11 protein-coding genes and 1 tRNA gene are annotated in these 20362 nt (G+C 67.4%); 7 read left to right on the top strand and 5 right to left on the bottom strand.

Features of this window, described 5'->3' with window-relative positions; genetic code table 11:
• Positions 1–191: 191 nt before the first annotated feature.
• The 3 genes from GGR71_RS19490 to GGR71_RS19480 form a co-directional block, all read right to left on the bottom strand.
• Positions 192–1478, bottom strand: a complete 1287-nt coding sequence (locus tag GGR71_RS19490; protein WP_160961950.1) for an AGE family epimerase/isomerase — start codon at positions 1476–1478, stop codon at positions 192–194.
• Positions 1479–1563: 85 nt separating this feature from the next.
• Positions 1564–2868 (bottom strand): sugar MFS transporter, encoded by a 1305-nt coding sequence (locus tag GGR71_RS19485; RefSeq protein WP_160961948.1) that lies wholly within the window; start codon positions 2866–2868, stop codon positions 1564–1566.
• Complete coding sequence (locus tag GGR71_RS19480; protein WP_184452235.1) at positions 2865–3914, bottom strand: LacI family DNA-binding transcriptional regulator; 1050 nt, start codon at positions 3912–3914, stop codon at positions 2865–2867. The genes GGR71_RS19485 and GGR71_RS19480 overlap by 4 nt, the downstream gene beginning before the upstream one ends.
• Positions 3915–4045: 131 nt before the next feature.
• Here GGR71_RS19480 and GGR71_RS19475 point away from each other — a divergent pair, with 131 nt between their 5' ends.
• The 6 genes from GGR71_RS19475 (at position 4046) to GGR71_RS19450 (ending at position 17057) form a co-directional block, all read left to right on the top strand.
• On the top strand, positions 4046–6397 hold the full coding sequence (locus GGR71_RS19475) for a GH92 family glycosyl hydrolase (protein ID WP_160961945.1): 2352 nt from the start codon (positions 4046–4048) through the stop codon (positions 6395–6397).
• Positions 6398–7306: 909 nt separating this feature from the next.
• Positions 7307–10468 carry a maltotransferase domain-containing protein gene (locus tag GGR71_RS19470; protein WP_160961943.1) on the top strand — a complete coding sequence of 1054 codons (3162 nt, stop codon included), beginning with the start codon at positions 7307–7309 and terminating at the stop codon, positions 10466–10468.
• A complete protein-coding gene (gene treS / locus GGR71_RS19465; RefSeq protein ID WP_160961941.1) occupies positions 10465–13818 on the top strand; it encodes a maltose alpha-D-glucosyltransferase in 3354 nt (1117 codons plus the stop codon). Before GGR71_RS19470 ends, treS begins: the two co-directional genes overlap by 4 nt.
• On the top strand, positions 13815–15998 hold the full coding sequence (gene glgB / locus GGR71_RS19460) for a 1,4-alpha-glucan branching protein GlgB (RefSeq protein ID WP_160961939.1): 2184 nt from the start codon (positions 13815–13817) through the stop codon (positions 15996–15998). The genes treS and glgB overlap by 4 nt, the downstream gene beginning before the upstream one ends.
• Before the next feature lie 355 nt (positions 15999–16353).
• A tRNA-Ile gene (locus tag GGR71_RS19455) sits at positions 16354–16429 on the top strand.
• Positions 16430–16571: 142 nt separating this feature from the next.
• A complete protein-coding gene (locus GGR71_RS19450; protein WP_160961937.1) occupies positions 16572–17057 on the top strand; it encodes a hypothetical protein in 486 nt (161 codons plus the stop codon).
• Between the two features lie 610 nt (positions 17058–17667).
• On the opposite strand, the gene GGR71_RS19445 is transcribed toward GGR71_RS19450, so the two are convergent.
• Positions 17668–18066, bottom strand: coding sequence for a winged helix-turn-helix transcriptional regulator (locus tag GGR71_RS19445; RefSeq protein WP_160961935.1), 399 nt, complete (start codon positions 18064–18066; stop codon positions 17668–17670).
• Positions 18067–18163: 97 nt separating this feature from the next.
• Between GGR71_RS19445 and GGR71_RS19440 the strand changes: the two genes are divergently transcribed.
• Complete coding sequence (locus tag GGR71_RS19440) at positions 18164–19273, top strand: alkene reductase (RefSeq protein ID WP_160961933.1); 1110 nt, start codon at positions 18164–18166, stop codon at positions 19271–19273.
• 670 nt (positions 19274–19943) lie between these two features.
• Here GGR71_RS19440 and GGR71_RS19435 read toward each other — a convergent pair.
• The gene (locus GGR71_RS19435; protein WP_160961931.1) at positions 19944–20285 is read right to left on the bottom strand and encodes a putative quinol monooxygenase; all 342 of its coding nucleotides are present in this window, start codon (positions 20283–20285) and stop codon (positions 19944–19946) included.
• Positions 20286–20362: the final 77 nt, after the last annotated feature.

The following is a 20362-nucleotide window of genomic DNA, read 5'->3' as shown; positions in this document are numbered from 1 at the left end:
GTGCTCGCTTGGCACTGCGGCTAAACGGCCTGCCGCACTCCGCTCTCACCTAAAACGATAAACCCTCATTTGACACAAGCGGCTTCAGCCGCGACCGGGCGTTCCCGGGAAGGCCCGGGCGCGGCTGAAGCGCCCCTACGACCGACACGTAGGGGCGCCGGATCGCCGGCGCCCTGCTTGCCGCGTCGGCGTTACGCGAACGCCTTGCTGCCGCGCATCACCGCCAGCACGTCGTGGCAGGCACCCATGGTGTGGTAGTCGGTCTTGCCGGCCGGGCTCTTCTCGTCGCTGTAGCTGCGGTTGTCGCGGCTGAGGATGCGGAACCAGGCGCCGTAGCGGTGGTCGACCAGGTACTCCCAGGAGTACGCCCACAGCTTGTCGTAGGCGGCACGGTAGCTGGCGTCGCCGGTGGCGGCCAGCAGCCGCGAGGTGGCGGCGATCGCTTCGGCCTGCACCCAGAAGTACTTGTCGTCGTCGCAGAAGTAGGTCGGCGCCGCGGCCACGTCGGGCACGCCGACCACCGGCGCGTCTTCGGTGCCGGAGGCGAAGCCGTAGACGATGCCGCCATGCTGCGCGTCCCAGCCGTGCGCCAGCGCGGTGTCGAACAGGTGGCGCGCGGTCGGCAGCAGCCACGCCGGCGCAGTGCCGGTGGCCGCCTGCAGGTGCCCGTGCAGCAGCACCAGCAGCTTGGACCACTCGACCTGGTGGCCGGGCTGGAAGCCCCACGGCCGGAACAGGTGCTTGGGGTTGTCGCGGTTGTAGTCCCAGTCCACCTGCCAGTTCGCGTCGTAGTGCTCCCACACCAGGCCGCCGGCCAGTGCCGCCTGACGGCGGGTGATGTGGTCGGCCAGCAGCAGCGCGCGCTGCAGGTAGCGCTGCTCGGCGCTGGCCTCGTAGGCGGCGATCAGCGCTTCGCACAGGTGCATGTTGGCGTTCTGGCCGCGGTAGCTGGAGAACGTCCACTCCGGGGTGGCCTCGTCGCGGTACAGGCCGGCGGCGGCATCCCAGTAGCGGGTTTCCAGCAGTTGCCAGGTCTCGTCCATCCACGCGTCGGTGTCCAGGCCGGCCTTCTTCGCGGTGGCGTAGGCCAGCAGCACGAAGGCCGCGCCGTAGGCGTGCTGGGTGCGGTCCTCGGCCACGCCATCGCGCAGGGTCCACACGTAGCCGCCGCTGGCGGTATCGCGGTGCACCTCGCGCAGGTAGCGCAGGCCGTGGCGCGCGGCGTCCAGGTACTCGGTGGCCAGCGCCGAGTCGGCGAACTCGATCGCCGCCATCGCGTAGTTGAAGACGAAGCGGGTACTGCTGACCAGGTGGCGATGGCCGGCGTCGTACACGCTGCCGTCGTCGCGGAAGTAGTGGAAGAAACCGCCCGCCGGGTCGATCGCGCGCGGGTGGTAGAAGGCCATGGTGTCGGCGATGTGCGCGCGCAGGACGGCGGCGTCGGCGAAGTCGGGCAGGGGCGAGGCGGGCAGGTTCATGCGGTTGGCTGGCGAGCTGGGTGAGGGAGGGAAAGCAAGGTGCACGGCGGCGGCTCTGCCGCCGTGCCGGGAACGGATCAGCGGATCAATGCATCACGCGCGCGGTCGGCGCGGCGGTGGGCGCGGCCGCTGCCAGGTCCGGCGACAGGCGCGAACCGCGCAGGCCGTACCAGACGATGTAGGCGTAGCACAGCAGCGGGATCACGAAGGCGTGCTGGATGCCGATGGCGTCGGCCAGCGCGCCCTGCGCCAGCGGCACCAGGGCGCCACCGACGATGCCCATGATGAGCAGGCTGGAGGCCTTGCTGGTGAGCACGCCCAGGCGCTCGATGGCCACGGTGAAGATGGTCGGGAACATGATCGAGTTGAACAGGCCGATCGCGATCACGCTCCACATCGCCACGTGGCCTGTGCTGAGCATGGTGGCGATCAGCAGCAGCGAGGCGATGCCGGCGAAGGTCGCCAGCAGCTTGCGCGCCGGGACGAACTGCAGCAGCGCCGCGCCGGCGAAGCGGCCGACCATCGCGCCGCCCCAGTAGAACGGCAGATAGTGGCTGGCATCGGCTTCGGTCAGGCCACCAGTGGTGGGGCCGGAGATGTAGTTGATCAGGAAGCTGCCGATCGACACTTCCGCGCCCACGTACATGAAGATCGCCACCACGCCCCACAGCAGGTGCGGGTGGCGCAGCGCGTCGGCGAAGCTGTGGTGCGATTCGGCGCTGGCGTCGTTGTCCTCGCGCAGCGACGGCACCCGCATCACCAGCACGAACACCGCCAGCAACAGCAGGCCGCCGGCCAGCATCAGGTAGGGGATTTCCACCGAGCGCGCCTGCTCGATGCGGTACGCGGACAACTGCGCGGGATTCATCGCCGCCAGCTGGTCGGCGCCGAGCACCGCGCCGGCCAGGATCAGCGGGCCGATCAGCCACGGGAACACGGTGGTGCCCAGCGAGTTCAGCGCCTGCGCGAAGTTGAGTCGGCTCGGCGCCTTCTCCGGCGCGCCGATCAGGCTGATGTACGGATTGGCCGCGACCTGCAGCAGGGTGATGCCGCTGGCCAGCACGAACAGCGCGGTCAGGAACAGCGGGTAGGAGGGCAGGCGCGCGGCCGGGTAGAACATCGCCGCGCCGATCGCCGCCACCACCAGGCCGATGACGATGCTGGCCTTGTAGCCGGTCCGCGACACTACCGCGCCGGCCGGTACCGACATCAGGAAGTAAGCACCGAAGAAGGTGAACTGGATGAGCATCGACTGCGCGTAGTTCATCTGGAACACGGCTTTCAGATGCGGGATCAACACGTCGTTGAGGCTGGTCAGGCCGCCCCAGGTGAAGAAGATCATGCTGACCACCGCGATGGCGGCGGTGTTGGACAGCGGGCGACGGCTCATGCAGCGACTCCGGGAACGGGCGAGAGGGCGACCCGGCTGCTGGCGCGCAGGCACAGCCGGGCGGGGGCGATGGTAAGCGCAGGCAGCGCCTGGCGGTGGCGCAGCGCATCCAGCACCAGGCGCGCGGCCTGCATGCCGCGCTCGCGCGGGGCGACGGCGACGGTGGACAGCGGCGGGGTGGCGACGGCGGCTTCGGGGATGTCGTCGAAGCCGATCAGCGCGTAGTCGCGGCCGGCGATGCGGCCGCGTTCGGCCAGGCCGCTGGCCAGGCCGAGTGCGACCACGTCGTTGTAGCAGACCAGCGCGGTCGGCAGCGGGTCGCGCGCGCACAGCGCGCCGGCCTGGCGCGCGGCTTCCAGCCGGGTCGGCGCGCATTCGATCAGCCACGCCGGGTCGACCGCGATGCCGGCGGCGGCCAGCGCCTCGCGGTAGCCGGCGCGGCGCTCGGCGCAGGAACTGGACTGGCGGTGGCCGCCGAAGAAGGCGATGGCGCGGTGACCCTGCGCCAGCAGGTGGTCGGTGGCCAGGCGCGCGCCGCGGCGGTTGTCCAGCGCCAGCAGCGGCCAGTCGCCGTCCAGCGCGCGGTTGAACAGCAGCACCGGCAGGCGCGGCCCCAGCAGCTGGCGCAGCCGCGCCGCGTCGGTGTTCTCGGTGGGCGAGAGGATCATCGCCGCCGGGTGGTGCTCGATCAGCGAGGCCAGCACGGTCTGCTGGCGCTCCGGCGATTCGCCGGTGCTGCCCATCAGCATCACGTAGCCGGCCTCGGCCAGCGCCGCGTCGACGCCGCCGGCGAACTCGGCGAAGAACGGATTGGCCAGGTCGTTGACCACCAGCGCCACCGCATTGGACGCGCGGCCGCGCAGGCTGGCCGCGCCGCGATGGTAGACGTAGCCCTGGCGGGCGATTTCCGCGGCCACCCGCGCGCGCGTGTCCGCGTGCACCAGCGGGCTGTTGCGCAGCACCAGCGACACGGTCGCCCGCGACACGCCGCAGGCGGCGGCGATGTCGGACACGGTGACGCGTTTGTCGGCGGGAGACGGCGCCACGGTGGTTTAGACCGGTTCAAAAGGTCGCTCATCCTGCGCCGTCGTGATCCGATCCGCATTTTGCAGTGCAGCAAGGCATTGCGGTGGCTTTGTGCTATCCGTTTGGATCGATTCGATACGGGGAGCCTGCCATGCGCAGCTCGAGGAGGCTGGGCGGCGCCGCCGCGCTGCTGCTGGCCGCGCTGTGGCCGATCGCGCCCGCCGTCGCTGCACCTGACGCCAAGGTGGGCGAGCGCGCGGTGGCCGCAGTGGATCCTTTCATCGGCACCGGCGGCGAGGGCCACACCTATCCCGGCGCCACGGTGCCGTTCGGCATGGTCCAGCTGAGCCCGGACACGCGCATCCAGCCGCGCAAGGACGCCTACGGCTGGGCGGCAGGCTACCGCTACGACGACCGCAGCCTGGTCGGTTTCTCGCACACGCATTTCTCCGGCACCGGCCACTCCGACCTGGGCGACGTGCTGCTGATGCCGATCAGCGGCGCGGTGCGGCTGGAGCGCGGCGACCCGGACACGCCAGGCAGCGGCTACAGCGCGCGCTTCCGCCACGACGACGAGCGCGCCGAGCCGGGCTACTACGCGGTGACCCTGGACGACTACAAGGTGCGCGCCGAACTCACCGCCAGCGCGCGTGTCGGCGTGCACCGCTACACGTATCCAGCCGGGCAGCCGGCGCACGTACTGCTGGACCTGCGCACCAGCCTGTACGACTACCCGGGCAAGATCAGTTGGTCGCGGTTGCGCCTGCGCGCCGACGGCACCGTCACCGGCTTCCGCGAGACCCGCGGCTGGGCGCCGGGGCGGCAGTTGTACTTCGCCCTGCGCTTTTCGCAGCCAATGCGCGGCCATGCCTTCCACAACACCGAGCAGGACATCCCCTACAAGGGCTTCCCGCCGCCGGGCGACAACGACCCCACCCAGCGCGCGCAGATCGAAGGCCGGCAACTGGTGGGCAGTTTCGACTTCGGCGACGCCCTGCGCGGGCCGCTGCTGGTCAAGGTGGCGATCTCGCCGGTCAGCGAGGACAGCGCCATCGCCAATCTCGACGCCGAAGTGCCGGGCTGGGATTTCGACGGCGTGCGCCGTGCCGCGCGTGCGCAATGGGCGCAGGCGCTGGGCGCGGTGGAGGTGGACGCGCCGCCGATGCAGCGCACCCAGTTCTACACCGCGCTGTACCACAGCCTGCTCGGCCCGACCCTGTTCATGGACAGTGACGGCCGCTACCGCGGGCCGGACAACGCCGTGCACCAGGCGCAGGGCTATACCCACTATTCGACGTTCTCGCTGTGGGACACCTACCGCGCGCTGCACCCGCTGCTGACCATCGTGCAGCCGCCGCAACGCACCAACGACATCGTCAACTCGCTGCTCGCGCACCAGCGCGAAAGCCCCTACGGCGTGCTGCCGGTGTGGGCGTTCCACGGCCTGGAGACCTGGTGCATGATCGGCTACCACGCGGTGCCGGTGATCGCCGATGCGTACATGAAGGGCATCCGCGGCTACGACACCGACGCCGCGCTCAAGGCCATGGTGGCCAGCGCCGACTACGGCCCCTACGACGGCATCGCCCAGTACCGCGAACTCGACTACGTGCCGATCGACGAAGAAGGCGAGGCCGCCTCCAAGACCCTGGAGTACGCCTTCGACGACTGGACCATCGCGCAGATGGCGCAGGACATGGGTCGCACCGAGGTCGCCGCCACTTTCGCCAAGCGCGCCGGCAACTGGCGCAACGCCTTCGACCCGGACACCGGCTTCATGCGCGCGCGCAAGCGCGACGGCAGCTTCCGCGCCCCGTTCGATCCGGACGCCAGCGGCTACGGCAGCGACTACACCGAAGGCAACGCCTGGCAGTACTCCTGGTACGTGCCGCAGGACGTGGCCGCCCTGGCCCGCGCGCATGGTGGCGACGACAAACTGCTGGCGCGGCTGGACCAGGTGTTCGACGCCAAGGTCGATCCCAAGGTGTTCGCGCACATGGAGGACATCACCGGGCTGATCGGCTGGTATGCGCACGGCAACGAACCCAGCCACCACGTCGCCTATCTGTATGCCTACGCCGGGCAACCGTGGCGCACGCAGGCGCGGCTGCAGCAGATCATGCGTAGCCAGTACGCGGCGCGGCCGGATGGCTTGGCCGGCAACGACGACATGGGGCAGATGTCGGCCTGGTACGTGTTCACCGCGCTGGGCTTCTACCCGGTGGCGCCGGCCAGCAACCAGTACATCCTCGGCCGCCCGTTCGTGCCACGCGCCACCCTGGCGCTGCCCAACGGCAAGCGCTTCACCGTGATCGCCGATGGGTTGGACGACGCGCATCCCTATGTCGGCAGTGTCACCCTCAATGGGCGTCCGTTGAATCGGGCATTCCTGCGCCACGAGGAACTCATGGCCGGCGGCGAACTGCGCTTCACCCTGCAGGCCACGCCCAACACCGCCTGGGCGGCGGCTGGCGCCGAGCGTGCGTATTCGATGAGCGAGTGAAGGGCACTCCAATACTCCGGGAGATGTCTTGTAGGAACCGCTTCAGCCGCGGCGGGGCATTCCCGGTCAAGCCCTACCGTGGCTGACGCCGCCCCCACAGGGGCTTGCGGCGAGCCCGCAGGGTGCACTGTGGGAAAGGCTTTAGTTCCGACTGCTGTAGCGATCAGTCATTGGATGGCTTCGCTCGTCGCGACTGAAGTCGCTCCCACAGGTGCGGTGCCAGCATCGTCGGAGGTCGCATTTTGGAAGGGGCTTCAGCTCCGACTGCTGTAGCGATCGGTCATTGGATGGGGCTTCGCTCATGGCGACTGAAATCGCTCCCACAGAGGCTTACGGCGAGCCCGCCGGGTGCACTGTGGAAGGAACCTCAGTCCCGACACATTGCGCCATCGGAAAGCCACCACTTCGCGCGTCGTAGCTGCATGACAGTTGACCCCTAGAGGGCCAGCGGCATCCGGCTGGAGTGTAGTGGCAGTAAGTTCGGAAATACGTTGAAGCCACGCCGGCGCGCGTCTGCGCTTGGATGATGGCCGAGGCCTTCTGTGCCGCGCTGTGGCCTCGTGCACGACTCAAGCGTGAGTGTCAGCATCGCGTGAATATTCGGTGTGGCGTGCGTTGTGCATGGCGTCGCAGCATGCTTCGCCACGCATCTTCACACAGCGTCGCGGCCCATGCACGCGCATTTAATGTCATCCACACATTCCATTTGCGGCGTTCGTGGTCTTGTGGCGCGGCTGCATCGCATCGCGCGGACCGGGTGCGCCGGCGCCATCGCGCGTTCTTGACACGCGATCGTGTGCAGGCTCATCCCGTTCCGATGCTATTGCAATGCGACGGCGCGATCGGCGCTGCCGGCAACGGCGCGTAGAGGCGACGCGTCCTTCTCATTCGTCGAACGGGATCTTCCGAATGCATGTCTGCCTGCTGTCCCCTTTTCCCCTTCATGATGCGGCCGCGCTGGACGCGGCCATGGCGGCGGCGCAAGCGCAGGGCTGCGATCACATCGTCTTACCCAGTCCATTCGCGCAGGACGCGGACGGGCGCCTGCACGACCCGGCTGCCGACGACGCCGCAGGTCAGGCGCAGTTGCGCAAGTGGATCCAGCGTGCCGAGCAGCACGGCCTGCGGGTCGTGCTGGATCTGCGCATCGACGAGATCGGCGGCGGCAGCCGCCTGCTGCAGGAACATCCGCACTGGTTCCGTGCGCGCAGTTCGGCGCTGCCGGACCCGCGCGCCGAACGCGCTGCGCCAGACATTGCGGTGGGCCGTTTCGCCTCGGCGGAAGAAGGGGCGGGGCTGGCGCAGTGGTGGAGCGGGCGCTTGGTCGATTGGCTGCGCAGCGGAGTGGCTGGCTTTCGCGTACTGCAGCCGCAGCGCGTACCGGCGTCGCTGTGGCGCACGCTGATCGACGAGGTGCATGCACAGGCACCGCAGGCGCGGCTGCTGGCGTGGACGCCGGGGTTGGGCCTGGACGCCTTGCGCGGCCTGGCCGGCGCCGGCTTCGATGCCGCGTTCTCCTCGCTGGCCTGGTGGGACGGCCGCGGCGACTGGTTCTTCGACGAGGACAGCGCCCTGCGGGCGCTGGCGCGCTGCGTGGTCGCCACCGTCGATGCGGACGCGTCTGCGACCTCCGCATTGCCGCTGCCGCGCGCGCAGCGGCAGCGCCTTGCCGCCGCGTTCGGCGGTGCCTGGGCGATCGCCGCGCAGGACACCCAGACGGAACACGGGCAGCTCGAGTATGCGCAGCAGGTGACATCCGAGAGCGACGCGTCCACACCTGCAGCGTCGCTGCCCGATGCCAGCGCTTCGCTGCGCTTGCGCCCGCTGCTGCGCGACGGCGCGCTGACCGCGGTGGCGGTGGAGCCGCTGGACGGCGCGCCGTGGCTGGTGCTGCTCAACAGCGATCGCGACCACCTGCTGCCGGTGCCGGGTCCGGCGCTGCTGCGTCTGCTCGGCGACAGCGAGGGCCTGCTCAGCGACCATGGCGAGCCGATCCAGGGCGAGCAGGGCGGCACCCTGGAAGCGGGCGAGGTGCGCATCTATCGCAGCCTGCCGGCGCGCCCGGTGCTGACCGCGGCGCGCGCCCGCACACCGGCCGAGGTCGCCGCCGGTGAGGCGCGGGTGTGCATCGAGTCGGTGACGCCGTCGGTGGACGACGGCCGCTTCCCGGTCAAGCGCACCGTCGGCGACCGGATCTGCGTCGAAGCCGATGCGTTCTGCGATGGCCACGATCGCATCGCTGTCGCCCTGCTGTGGCGCGCTGCCGATGCGCGTACCTGGTCCAGCGCGCCGATGCGTGCGCTCGGTAACGACCGCTGGCGCGGCGAGTTCCCGCTGCAGCGGCTGGGCCGCTACGAGTTCCGCATCGAGGCCTGGCGCGACGTCTACGCCACTACCCATGCCGACCTGGAAAAGAAGCGTGCCGCCGGTACGCTGCTGCCGGTGGACGTGCAGGAAGCGCTGGCCCAGGTCGAGGCCGCGCGTGGCCGCAGCCGTGGCGCGCTGGCCACGCGGCTGAAAGCCATCGCCACCCGCGTCGCGCGCGCCGGCGACCTCGCCGAGAAGGCGCAACTGTTGCTCGAACCCGACACCGCCGAGGCGATGGCGCGCGCCGACGCCAAGCCGTTCCGCACCGAATACCCGATGACCTTCCGGGTCGAGGCCGAACGCCGCGCCGCGCACTTCGCCAGTTGGTACGAACTGTTCCCGCGCTCGCAGAGCGGCGATCCGCAGCGCCACGGCACCTTCGACGACGTGATCGCGCGGCTGCCGCACATCCAGGCGATGGGCTTCGACGTGCTGTACATGCCGCCGATCCATCCCATCGGCGAGAAGAACCGCAAGGGCCGCAACAACGCGGTGACCGCCGAGCCGGGCGAACCCGGAAGCCCGTATGCGATCGGTTCGGCCGAGGGCGGACACACCGAGGTGCATCCGGAGCTGGGTGGGCTGGAGGGTTTTCGCCGCCTGCGCGCGGCCGCGGCCGAGCACGGCCTGGAACTGGCCCTGGACTTCGCCATCCAGTGCGCGCCGGACCATCCCTGGTTGCGCGACCACCCGGACTGGTTCACCTGGCGCGCCGACGGTTCCATCCCCTACGCGGAGAACCCGCCGAAGAAGTACCAGGACATCGTCAACGTCGACTTCTACGCCAGCGGCGCAGTGCCGGCGCTGTGGAACGCGCTGCGCGATGCGGTGCTGTTCTGGGTCAACGAAGGCGTCACCCTGTTCCGCGTCGACAACCCGCACACCAAGCCGTTCCCGTTCTGGGAATGGCTGATCGCGGAAGTGCGCGGGCGCCACCCGGACGTGGTGTTCCTGTCGGAGGCCTTCACCCGGCCCAAGCCGATGTACCGGCTGGCCAAGGTCGGCTTCTCGCAGTCCTACACCTACTTCACCTGGCGCCAGCACAAGGCCGAGCTGCAGGCCTACATCGAGGAACTCAACACTGGCGTGCCCAGCGAGTGCTTCCGCCCGCATTTCTTCGTCAACACGCCGGACATCAATCCATTGTTCCTGCAGCACAGCGGGCGCAGCGGGCACCTGATCCGCGCCGCGCTGGCGACCACGCTGTCCGGGCTGTGGGGCATGTACCAGGGCTTCGAGTTGTGCGAGGCCACGCCGCTGCCGGGCAAGGAGGAATACCTGGACTCTGAGAAGTACCAGTTGCGCGTCTGGCCGGAGCGCTCTCCGGGTGACATCGTGGACGAGATCACTCGCCTCAACCTGCTGCGCCGCCAGCATCCGGAACTGCAGTCGCATCTGGGTACGCGCTTCTACGTCGCGCACAACGAGCAGGTGCTGTACTTCGGCAAGTTCCTCGATGCCGCGCACCTGGCGCGCGGCCGCAGCCTGGTGCTGGTGGCGGTGAGCCTGGATCCGCATGCGGCGCAGAACGCGCAGATCGAAGTGCCGCTGTGGGAACTGGGCCTGCCCGACCACGCCAGCGTCGCCGTGCGCGACCTGTGGGACGGCCATGACTTCACCTGGCACGGCAAGAGCCAACACATCCGCCTCGATCCGTCGCGGCCGTTCTCCCTGTGGCGCATCCGCGCCGGAGTTCCTGCATGAATGTCGCCGTGCCGTCGTCCCCCCAACTCGAGCCGCGCGCACTGGCCGGCGATGCGCGCTGGTACAAGGACGCGATCATCTACCAGGTGCACGTCAAGTCGTTCTTCGACTCCAACGACGACGGCATCGGCGACTTCCCCGGGCTGATCTCCAAGCTCGACTATATCGCCGACCTGGGCGTGGACACGATCTGGCTGCTGCCGTTCTACCCCAGCCCGCGCCGCGACGACGGCTACGATATCGCCGAGTACATGGCGGTGCATCCGGACTACGGCAGCATCGCCGACTTCCAGCGCTTCGTGGAGCAGGCGCATGCGCGCGGCATCCGCATCGTCACCGAACTGGTGATCAACCACACATCCGATCAGCATCCCTGGTTCCAGCGCGCACGCATGGCCCCGGCCGGCTCGCCGGAGCGCGCGTTCTACGTGTGGTCCGACAGCGACCAGGACTACGCCGGCACCCGCATCATCTTCTGCGATACCGAGAAGTCCAACTGGACCTGGGACCCGGAAGCCGGCCAATACTTCTGGCACCGCTTCTACTCGCACCAGCCGGACCTGAACTTCGACAACCCGGCGGTGCTGGAAGCGGTGCTGGAAGTGATGCGCTTCTGGCTGGACCTGGGCGTGGACGGGCTGCGCCTAGACGCGGTGCCGTACCTGATCGAGCGCGACGGCACCTCCAACGAGAACCTGCCCGAGACCCACGCCATCCTGCGCCGCATCCGCGCCACGCTCGATGCCGAATACCCGGACCGCATGCTGCTGGCCGAGGCCAACATGTGGCCGGAAGACACCCAGCAGTACTTCGGCGAGAACGCCGACGAATGCCACATGGCGTTCCACTTCCCGCTGATGCCGCGCATGTACATGGCGATCGCGCGCGAGGACCGCTTCCCGATCACCGACATCATGCGCCAGACCCCGGAGATCCCGGAGAGCTGCCAGTGGGCGATCTTCCTGCGCAACCACGACGAGCTGACCCTGGAGATGGTCACCGACTCCGAGCGCGACTACCTGTGGCAGACCTACGCCGCCGACCGCCGCGCGCGCATCAATCTCGGCATCCGCCGGCGCCTGGCGCCGCTGCTGGAGCGCGACCGACGCCGCGTCGAACTGATGACCTCGCTGCTGCTGACCATGCCCGGCACGCCGGTGCTGTACTACGGCGACGAAATCGGCATGGGCGACAACATCCATCTTGGCGACCGCGACGGCGTGCGCACGCCGATGCAATGGTCGATCGATCGCAACGGCGGTTTCTCGCGCGCCGATCCCGCGGCGCTGGTGCTGCCGCCGATCATGGACCCGCTGTACGGCTATCAGGCGGTGAACGTGGAAGCGCAGCAGCGCGACCAGTATTCGCTGCTGACCTGGACCCGGCGCATCCTGTCGGTGCGCAAGCGCTACCGCGCCTTCGGCCGCGGCGCGCTGCGCTTCCTGTATCCGGGCAACCGCCGACTGCTCGCCTACCTGCGCTGCCACGAGGACGAGACCGTGCTGTGCGTGGCCAACCTCTCGCACACGCTGCAGGCGGTGGAGCTGGACCTGTCCGAGTTCGAGGGGCGAGTGCCGGTGGACATCCTCGGCGGCGGCAGCTTCCCGCCGATCGGGCGCCTGACCTATCTGCTCACGGTGCCGGCGTTCGGCTTCTACGCCTTCCAACTGGTGGGCAATGCCACGCTGCCGGACTGGCACGTGCCTGCGCCGGTGCCGCTGCCCGATTACCAGACCCTGGTGCTGCGCGGCGGCACCGACAGTGCCGGCCTGCAGTCGCATCTGCCGACGCTGGAGCGCGACATCCTGCCGGCGTGGCTGACCACGCGGCGCTGGTTCGCGGCCAAGGATCGTGCGCTGCGCAGCGTGCGCATCGCGCGGCGCACGCCACTGTCCGGTGGCGACGGCCTGACCCTGCTGGAAATCGAGGCGGAACTGGAAGACGGCGCCCACGAGCGCTACATCCTGCCGCTTGGCATCGTCTGGGAGCGCGAGCAGCCGAGCGTGCTGGCCGAGCAGCTGGCGCTGGCGCGCGTGCGCCACGGCCGCGAGGTCGGCTACCTGACAGATGCCTTCGCGCTGAAGCCCTTCACCCTCAGCATGCTCGCCGCGCTGCGCGACAAGGCGGAACTGCGCGTGGATGGCGAAGCCGGCAATGAAGCCGGCACCGAGCGCATCCGCTTCTGCCCGACGCCCGCATTGCAACGCATCGACATCCCCGCAGATCCGGAGATCCGCTGGCTGTCGGCCGAGCAGAGCAACAGCTCGCTGATCGTCGGCGATGCGGCGGTGTTCAAGCTGCTGCGGCGCGTGTCGGCCGGCATCAACCCGGAGATCGAGATCGGCGAGCGCCTCACTGCGTTGGGGTACGCCAATGCCGCGCCGCTGCTGGGCCATGTCGCCCGCGTCGAGGCCGATGGCAGCGAGACTACGCTCGCCTTGCTGCAAGGCTTCGTACGCAACCAGGGCGATGCCTGGCGCTGGACCCTGGATCACCTGTCGCGCAGCGCCGAGGAATACGACGCCGCGCAGGACGATGCCGCGCGGCTGGAGATCGTGGCCAGCTACGACGCCTTTGCGGCGATCGTCGGGCAGCGCCTAGCGGAACTGCATGCCTTGCTGGCGCAGCCCACCGATGCGCCCGCGTTCGCGCCGCAGCCCGTGGACGCCGCCGCCACGCAGCAGGTGGTGGATGGCGTGGTGCAGGAGGTGCAGGCGATGTGGGACACCCTGCTCGCGCACCGCGAGGCCAACGACGACCCGGCCGAACACGCCGCGGTGGATAGTCTGCTGGCCGAACGTGCGCGCCTGGATGCCTGGTTGCAGCAGGCGCCGGCGCTGCTGTCCGGCGCATTGCTGACCCGCGTGCATGGCGATTTCCACCTCGGCCAGATCCTGGTCGCGTTCGACGACGTGGTGCTGATCGACTTCGAAGGCGAGCCGGCCAAGTCGCTGGACGAACGCCGCGCCAAGGCCAGCCCGCTGCACGACGTCGCCGGTTTCCTGCGCTCGCTCGACTACGCCAGCGAAGTTTCCGCACGCGGCGAGGAAGGCACCGCGGCACGCGTGGGCGCCGGCCTGGACACCGCTCAGGAAGCGTTCCTGGCCGCGTTCCGCAGCCGCGCCAGCGCCGCGTTCCTGGCCGCCTACCGCGCCGTGCTCGATGCCAGCCCGCATCCGTGGGTGGCGCCGGCTGCGTTCGAGGCCACCACTTTGCTGTTCCTGATCGAGAAGGCCTGCTATGAAATTCGCTACGAGGCCGCCAACCGCCCGGCATGGATCATGGTGCCCATACAGGGACTGTTGCGCATACTCGACCGCTTTCCCGCGCCCCAGGAGTCGATTCGATGAGTGATGCCGTCCACGTCTGGGACGACGCGACGCAACGCGCCTTCGCCACCGCGCGCCACGGTGACCCGTTTGCCGTGCTGGGCGTGCATCGCCTCGGCAACGCGCGGGTGCTGCGCAGCTACCAGCCGGGCGCCGATGCGGTGCTGGCGGTGCTGGAGGACGGCAGCGAAGTGCCACTGCAGCAGGGGCCGGAGGGCTTCTTCCACGCCGAACTGCCGAGCGAGGGCCGCTACCGCCTGCGCATCCGTTGGCCAGGCGGCGAGCAGGACACAGCCGACGCCTACGCGTTCGGCCCGCAGCTGAGCGACTTCGACCTGCACCTGATCGGCGAAGGCCATCACCTGCACCTGGCCGACGCGCTCGGCGCGAACGTGGTGGAGGTTGACGGCGAGCGCGGCACCCGCTTCGCGGTGTGGGCGCCCAACGCCTCGCGCGTGGCGGTGATCGGCGACTTCAACAGCTGGGACGCGCGCCGCCACCCGATGCGCCTGCGCCACCAGGCCGGCGTGTGGGAGCTGTTCGTGCCGGGCGTCGGTCCCGGCGCGCGCTACAAGTTCGCCCTGCGCGGCCCGCGCGGCGAAGACCTGCCGGCCAAGGCCGACCCGGTCGCGCGTCAAGCCGAACTGGCGCCCGGTACCGCCTCCATCGTTGCCGACCCCGCGCCGTTCGCGTGGCGCGACGACGCGTGGATGGCCACGCGCGCGCGCCGCCACGCTCCGCAGGCGCCGATCAGCGTGTACGAAGTGCACGCCGGCTCGTGGATGCACGCCGACGACGGCAGCATGCTGGACTGGGACGCGCTGGCCGAGCGGCTGATTCCCTACGTGGCCGACATGGGCTTCACCCACATCGAACTGCTGCCGGTCACTGAGCATCCGTTCGGCGGCTCCTGGGGCTACCAGCCGCTGGGCCTGTTCGCGCCGACCGCGCGCTTCGGCAGCCCGGAAGGCTTCGCCCGCTTCGTCGACCGCTGCCACCGCGAGGACATCGGCGTCATCGTCGACTGGGTGCCCGCGCACTTCCCCACCGACGCGCACGGCCTGGCCCACTTCGACGGCACCGCCCTGTACGAACACGCCGACCCGCGCGAAGGTTTCCACCGCGACTGGAACACCCTCATCTACAACCACGGCCGTCGCGAAGTCTCCGGCTTCCTGATCGCCAGCGCGCTGGAGTTCCTGCAGCGCTACCACGTCGACGGCCTGCGCGTGGACGCTGTCGCCTCCATGCTCTACCGCGACTACAGCCGCAACGCCGGCGAGTGGGTGCCCAACATCCACGGCGGCCGCGAGAACTACGAGACCATCGCCTTCCTGCGCCGTCTCAACCAGGTGGTGGCCGCTCAGGCGCCTGGCGCCATGACCATCGCCGAAGAATCCACCGCCTGGCCTGGCGTCACCGCCGACCTCGCCCACGGCGGACTTGGCTTCAACTACAAGTGGAACATGGGCTGGATGCACGACAGCCTGCACTACATCGAACTGGACCCGATCTACCGCCGCTACCACCACGGCGAGATGACCTTCAGCATGGTCTACGCGTATTCCGAGCGCTTCATGCTGCCGATCTCCCACGACGAAGTGGTGCACGGCAAGCGCTCCCTGCTTGGCCGCATGCCCGGCGACGACTGGCAGCGCTTCGCCAACCTGCGCGCCTACCTCGGCTACATGTACACCCACCCCGGGCGCAAACTGCTGTTCATGGGCTGCGAAATCGCCCAGCCCACCGAGTGGAACCACGACGCCGCGCTGCCCTGGCATTTGCTCGACCAACCGAACCACCGCGGCATCCAGCGCCTGGTCCGCGACCTCAACCGCCTCTACGCCGAGCACCCCGCACTGCACGCCCGCGACGACGAACCCGAAGGTTTCGCCTGGGTCATCGGCGACGATGCCGGCAACAGCCTGTTCGCCTACCTGCGCAAGGCCCGCAGCGGCGACACCCCGCTGCTGGTGGTGGCCAACCTCACCCCGCAGGTGCACCACGGCTACCGCATCGGCGTGCCCCGCGCCGGCCGCTGGCGCGAACTGCTCAACTCCGACAGCGAGATCTACGGCGGCAGCAATACGGGCAACGGCGGCAGCGTGCGCGCCGAGAAGGTCGGGGCGCATGGGCATCCGGCGTCGCTAGCGCTGACCATCCCGCCGCTGGCGGTGCTGGTGTTGGGGGTCGAGGAGTAGGGCGAGTAGGGCGAGAAAGCGAAGGGGCCGCGGCTAGAGCGCGGAAAGAGCCGGCTGCCCGGAAGGAGCAGGCTGTTGTGGGAGGGACTTCAGTCCCGACGCTGTCCCGACCCACTGTCATCACCCGAGCCGTAACCCCACGAGATGCCAAGGATGCGCACCGATCAGGTGCAGTCCCTGGCGCTCAGTTCGCCGCGGCCAAAGGCCGAGAGTAATTCTCGGCCCCGTCTACCGCCCAGGCAGACAGCCCACCACCCCGACCGGTAAACTCACGCCCGCCTGTCGCCTTCCTCTGCATGCAGCCAGAGGCGCCAAGCCGGCGGCCGACGCATCGCCGCCCGCTCCGGACGCATCCGGGCCTATAGCTCAACGGTTAGAGCAGAGGACTCATAATCCTTTGGTTCCAGGTTCGAATCCTGGTGGGCCCACCAAAAAGCAATCCAGGGACGTCCGGGTTGGTCCAGGATTTGCAGGAAACTACCTGAAAATGGCTGCTTAGAGTCTGCCGAAGTCCAATGGTGTCCAGTTGCATCCGTCAATAAAGTGACTCAGGCTGTAAGTCGTGGAGCGGCAATGGGTCGCTCCGACTCGCCAATTCGAAGCATCTATCGTGCTGCGTATGAATTTGAGGCTTTAAAGCTGTTCAAGGAAGAGGTGCTGGTTCGTCTTGCGAGGACGGACGGAAAGGTATTCGCAGTGAAGCGACTTGATGAGGCTTCCAAATTGATAGTCAAGGATCACTATGCGAGTGGCGTGATCTCGCTTGGCGGCTTGGATCAATGGGCGGAGGGATGTGAGGAATTCCTTTCTCAGGGTTTCATTGGGCCGGGCCTGCGTGCTTTGATTGTCGCGATTGCTTGGTGGAGCAATTATGCAGAGGCGGCCGATAACAAGCTGATTCTGGCTTTGGAAGCTCGGCTTACTATGATGGGTTTCAAGAAATCCGCCGTTCCTCATTTGATAAAAATCATTGTTGGCGATGCCCGGTGGAAGGGCGTTTCTAGTGATGACGCTCTTCAGGTCGAGGCGGCTGAAGGAGTTTTGGAGCAGTACCCCTGAATTAATCGCCCAAGAAAACCCCGCTAGCCCAGTGACGGCAAGGCTTTACCAGCAATACAGGCGTGCCAGAAATGCAGTTTTCACTAGGTCCCAAACGGGTTTCTGGCAATTTACACTCATGCATATACGCTGCCTGCTGCAGAAGACCGAAACGTGCACATCATGATGGCCAACGGCGCGTTGCCGGTCATGGCTACCGACGCCGCTGCCTGGCCCCGGTGCGGCAGTCGCCGGGGAGCAATGTGAGACCTGGTAGGAGATAAACGCGGCGAGCGGACGTCGTCGTCGCGGATCGGCATTCCGGTCGAAGGCAGGCGCCAGGGATGCGGCGCGCGCCGGGCATGTTCATGACGGATCAGCATGGGTTGATCGAGGTCAAGTTGGGGCCTGCAGCGCTATCGGAGGCTGCATCGTGCTGGCGCCCCGCAATCCGGTGCCATGCTGATTCCACCGTCTTTTTCGGCCGCTTGTGGCGGCCGGGGCCGCTCTCGGCGACGATTCAATGCGCTGCGCGATGCCCCGCTGGAGAGTGCGGCGCCGATCCAGCGGCCTGGCTGGCCAGACGTCCGCGCGCACGCAATTGGCATGAGGCCTTGTCGCCAACCGCCGCCTACCGTGCCTCGCCCTCTTCGTCCGCGTCATTGAGGCCGGTTTCATGAGCGCGGCGCGCCGCTTCCACTTCGTCCTGATGGGCGTGCGACCAATCGATGAGCGACATCACCGGCTGCATCAGCGTATGACCAAGCGGTGTCAGTGCGTACTCTACGCGCGGCGGAATCGTCGGATACATCGTGCGTGAGACCAGCCCGTCCTTCTCCAGGTTTTTAAGGGTTAGCGTCAGCATGCGCTGGGAGACTTGGCCGATCGTCCGCTTGAGCGTATTGAAGCGCATCGGCCCAGGGGCGAGGTGGGCCACGATCAGGATGCTCCATTTGTCCCCGACCCGACTCAGCAGTTCACGCGTGAAATTGGTGCAGTTTGGCGTGCTGTTGATGTGACTAGGTTTCACCGATGTGCCTTCTTGCGGCTACTTGCTCAGTGCATAAACTAGCCCTGGTCACTTAAAAGCACCATCCCTCACCAACCTCGACTCAAGAAGATTCGCCATGAAAGACAATCCGGCTGCGCTATTCACTCCATACCGTCTCGGTCCGGTAGCGCTCAAGAACCGCATGGTGATGGCGCCGATGACCCGCAGCCGCGCGGTGAATGAAAACATCCCTCACTCGCTGGCGCCGATCTATTACGCCCAGCGAGCCAGTGCGGGGCTCATCATCTCGGAAGCGGCTCAGGTCAGCCGCCAGGGGGTCGGCTACATCCGGACTCCAGGAATTCATTCCCCGGAGCAGGTTGCGGCATGGCGTCGCGTCACCGATGCGGTTCACGCCGCTGGCGGGGTCATCTTTGCTCAGCTGTGGCATGTCGGCCGCGTCTCGCATCCCGAGTTTCATGGCGGAGCGTTGCCGGTGGCGCCGTCAGCATTGAATGCCGACGCGGAAGTATTCATCTCTACCGGAAAAGCCGCCACGGTGCTACCCCGTGCACTCGAAGGTGATGAGATCGCCGACGTCGTCGCCCAATTCCGCAACGCCGCCCAGAACGCTGATGCCGCCGGGTTTGATGGCGTGGAGATCCATGGCAGCTCGGGCTATCTCCTCGACCAATTCCTGCGTGATGGATCGAATGTGCGGACCGATCGCTATGGTGGCTCCATCGCAAACCGAGCCCGTTTTCCGCTGGAGGTGGCGGCGGCGGTCAGTGATGTGCTGGGCAGCGACCGTGTAGGCTATCGCGTCGGCCCCGCAATGTCGCTTCACGGGATGAGCGATTCAACGCCGGTTCAAACCTTTGCTTATCTCGCTGCTGGCCTAGAGGACATCGGCCTGGCGTACCTGCATGTCACGGAGGGCATCACCGGACCGGATGCGCCGCCGCTCGGAGTCGCACGTATAGCGCCACACTTGCGCAAGACGTTTTCAGGCACTTTCATTCTGAATGGTGGCTACGATGCCAAATCGGGTGCCGCCGCCATCGCGCGTGGCGAGGCAGACCTGATCGCTTACGGGGTTCCCTTCCTGGCAAATCCGGACCTTCCCGAACGTTATCGTCGCGATGCTCCTTTGAACGATCCGGATTATTCGAGCTTCTACGAGCCGGGTGAGGACGATGCAGTGGGGTACATCGATTACCCCGCGCTTGCGTCGAATCCAGTTTGATGGAAGCTTCTCTGCCATAGGCGGCTCATCTGCTTTTTGCTCGGGCTTGGCGGCTTTTCGTAGTCCAGTCCAGCTTTGCGAAGCAAGCCGTGCAATGGCTCGGTCGACGCCGATCTCGACTTCCAGGCGCTTCGCTGCGCGACCATGGCTGACCAATGTGCTGAAGGCTAGCAGCCGTCCCTCTGGCCAGTCACGCAAGCTGCATTGTTTCCCTGCGCGACCCATCTAGGAGAATTTATCTCTCCACTGGAACACAGTTGGAATTCCTATGCCGGGAGTGGACAGCTGAAAGTCATCGAGACGCACCATGTCCGGGCCGCCATAGCGGTGATATTGAACGCGTTTGATGTTTTACTTCCACCCATGTCGAAAGCTGTGCAGCCGGCAACCGCGAGCGTGCTGAGAATGGCGCCGACGTCGATCCGCACTGATCCGCACTTGGCGCGGACGGCCGGGTCGATCGGTTCGAGCGAGGCATGGCGCGATTCCTTTTCAAGGACAGGCGAGGGGGCGGGCGCGTCAAGGACGCGGTTGCTTGCGAGGCATCGTACGGAGCGTTGGTGCCAGTTTCTGTCACCGGGCTTGTTGCCGCCGTCCCGCATGGGTCTCCGGGAGTCCTACCCATACCGCAGGCTGAATTTCTCCGGACGCGTCTTCGCCGCTCGCTGCTTCAGTCACCGGACCAGAGGAAGGCTTTGGCCCCCAGAACCGCTGGCTGGGTTTCCGTCATCCGCCGCGAAATCACTTTTCCCTGGGTTGCTGCAAGAAAGGCCTTGAAGTGCGCGGATTCCACGTGTGCCCGATAGGCAGCCTGGTCGCGATAGACCTCCACGACATACAACTTGGTCGGGTCGTCCTTATCGACGGCGCAATGCATCGAGAGCACACCGGGTTCGTCGCGCACCGATGCCGCAATATTTTTACGGCCTGCTTCCAGAAGCGGTTGCACGTCGTCGGCTGCAAGCACAAATTCGATGATGCGCATGATTGGCGCATGACGTTCAATGGCCATGGTGTCCTGGCTCGAGCCGAGTGCGAAAAGAAGAGCCGTTGCAAGCCAACGGATTCTGTTTTCTGGTCTCATGACAT

Source organism: Xanthomonas sp. F1 (genome assembly GCF_014199855.1).
This window is presented reverse-complemented; position numbering and strand designations above follow the sequence as displayed.

Bases quoted from the DNA above. Each gene is read 5' to 3' on its own strand.
- GGR71_RS19490 (WP_160961950.1), bottom strand. From the start codon at position 1,478: ATGAACCTGCCCGCCTCGCCCCTGCCCGACTTCGCCGACGCCGCCGTC.
- GGR71_RS19485 (WP_160961948.1), bottom strand. From the start codon at position 2,868: ATGAGCCGTCGCCCGCTGTCCAACACCGCCGCCATCGCGGTGGTCAGC.
- GGR71_RS19475 (WP_160961945.1), top strand. From the start codon at position 4,046: ATGCGCAGCTCGAGGAGGCTGGGCGGCGCCGCCGCGCTGCTGCTGGCC.
- GGR71_RS19470 (WP_160961943.1), top strand. From the start codon at position 7,307: ATGCATGTCTGCCTGCTGTCCCCTTTTCCCCTTCATGATGCGGCCGCG.
- treS (WP_160961941.1), top strand. From the start codon at position 10,465: ATGAATGTCGCCGTGCCGTCGTCCCCCCAACTCGAGCCGCGCGCACTG.
- glgB (WP_160961939.1), top strand. From the start codon at position 13,815: ATGAGTGATGCCGTCCACGTCTGGGACGACGCGACGCAACGCGCCTTC.
- GGR71_RS19450 (WP_160961937.1), top strand. From the start codon at position 16,572: ATGGGTCGCTCCGACTCGCCAATTCGAAGCATCTATCGTGCTGCGTAT.
- GGR71_RS19440 (WP_160961933.1), top strand. From the start codon at position 18,164: ATGAAAGACAATCCGGCTGCGCTATTCACTCCATACCGTCTCGGTCCG.
- GGR71_RS19435 (WP_160961931.1), bottom strand. From the start codon at position 20,285: ATGGCCATTGAACGTCATGCGCCAATCATGCGCATCATCGAATTTGTG.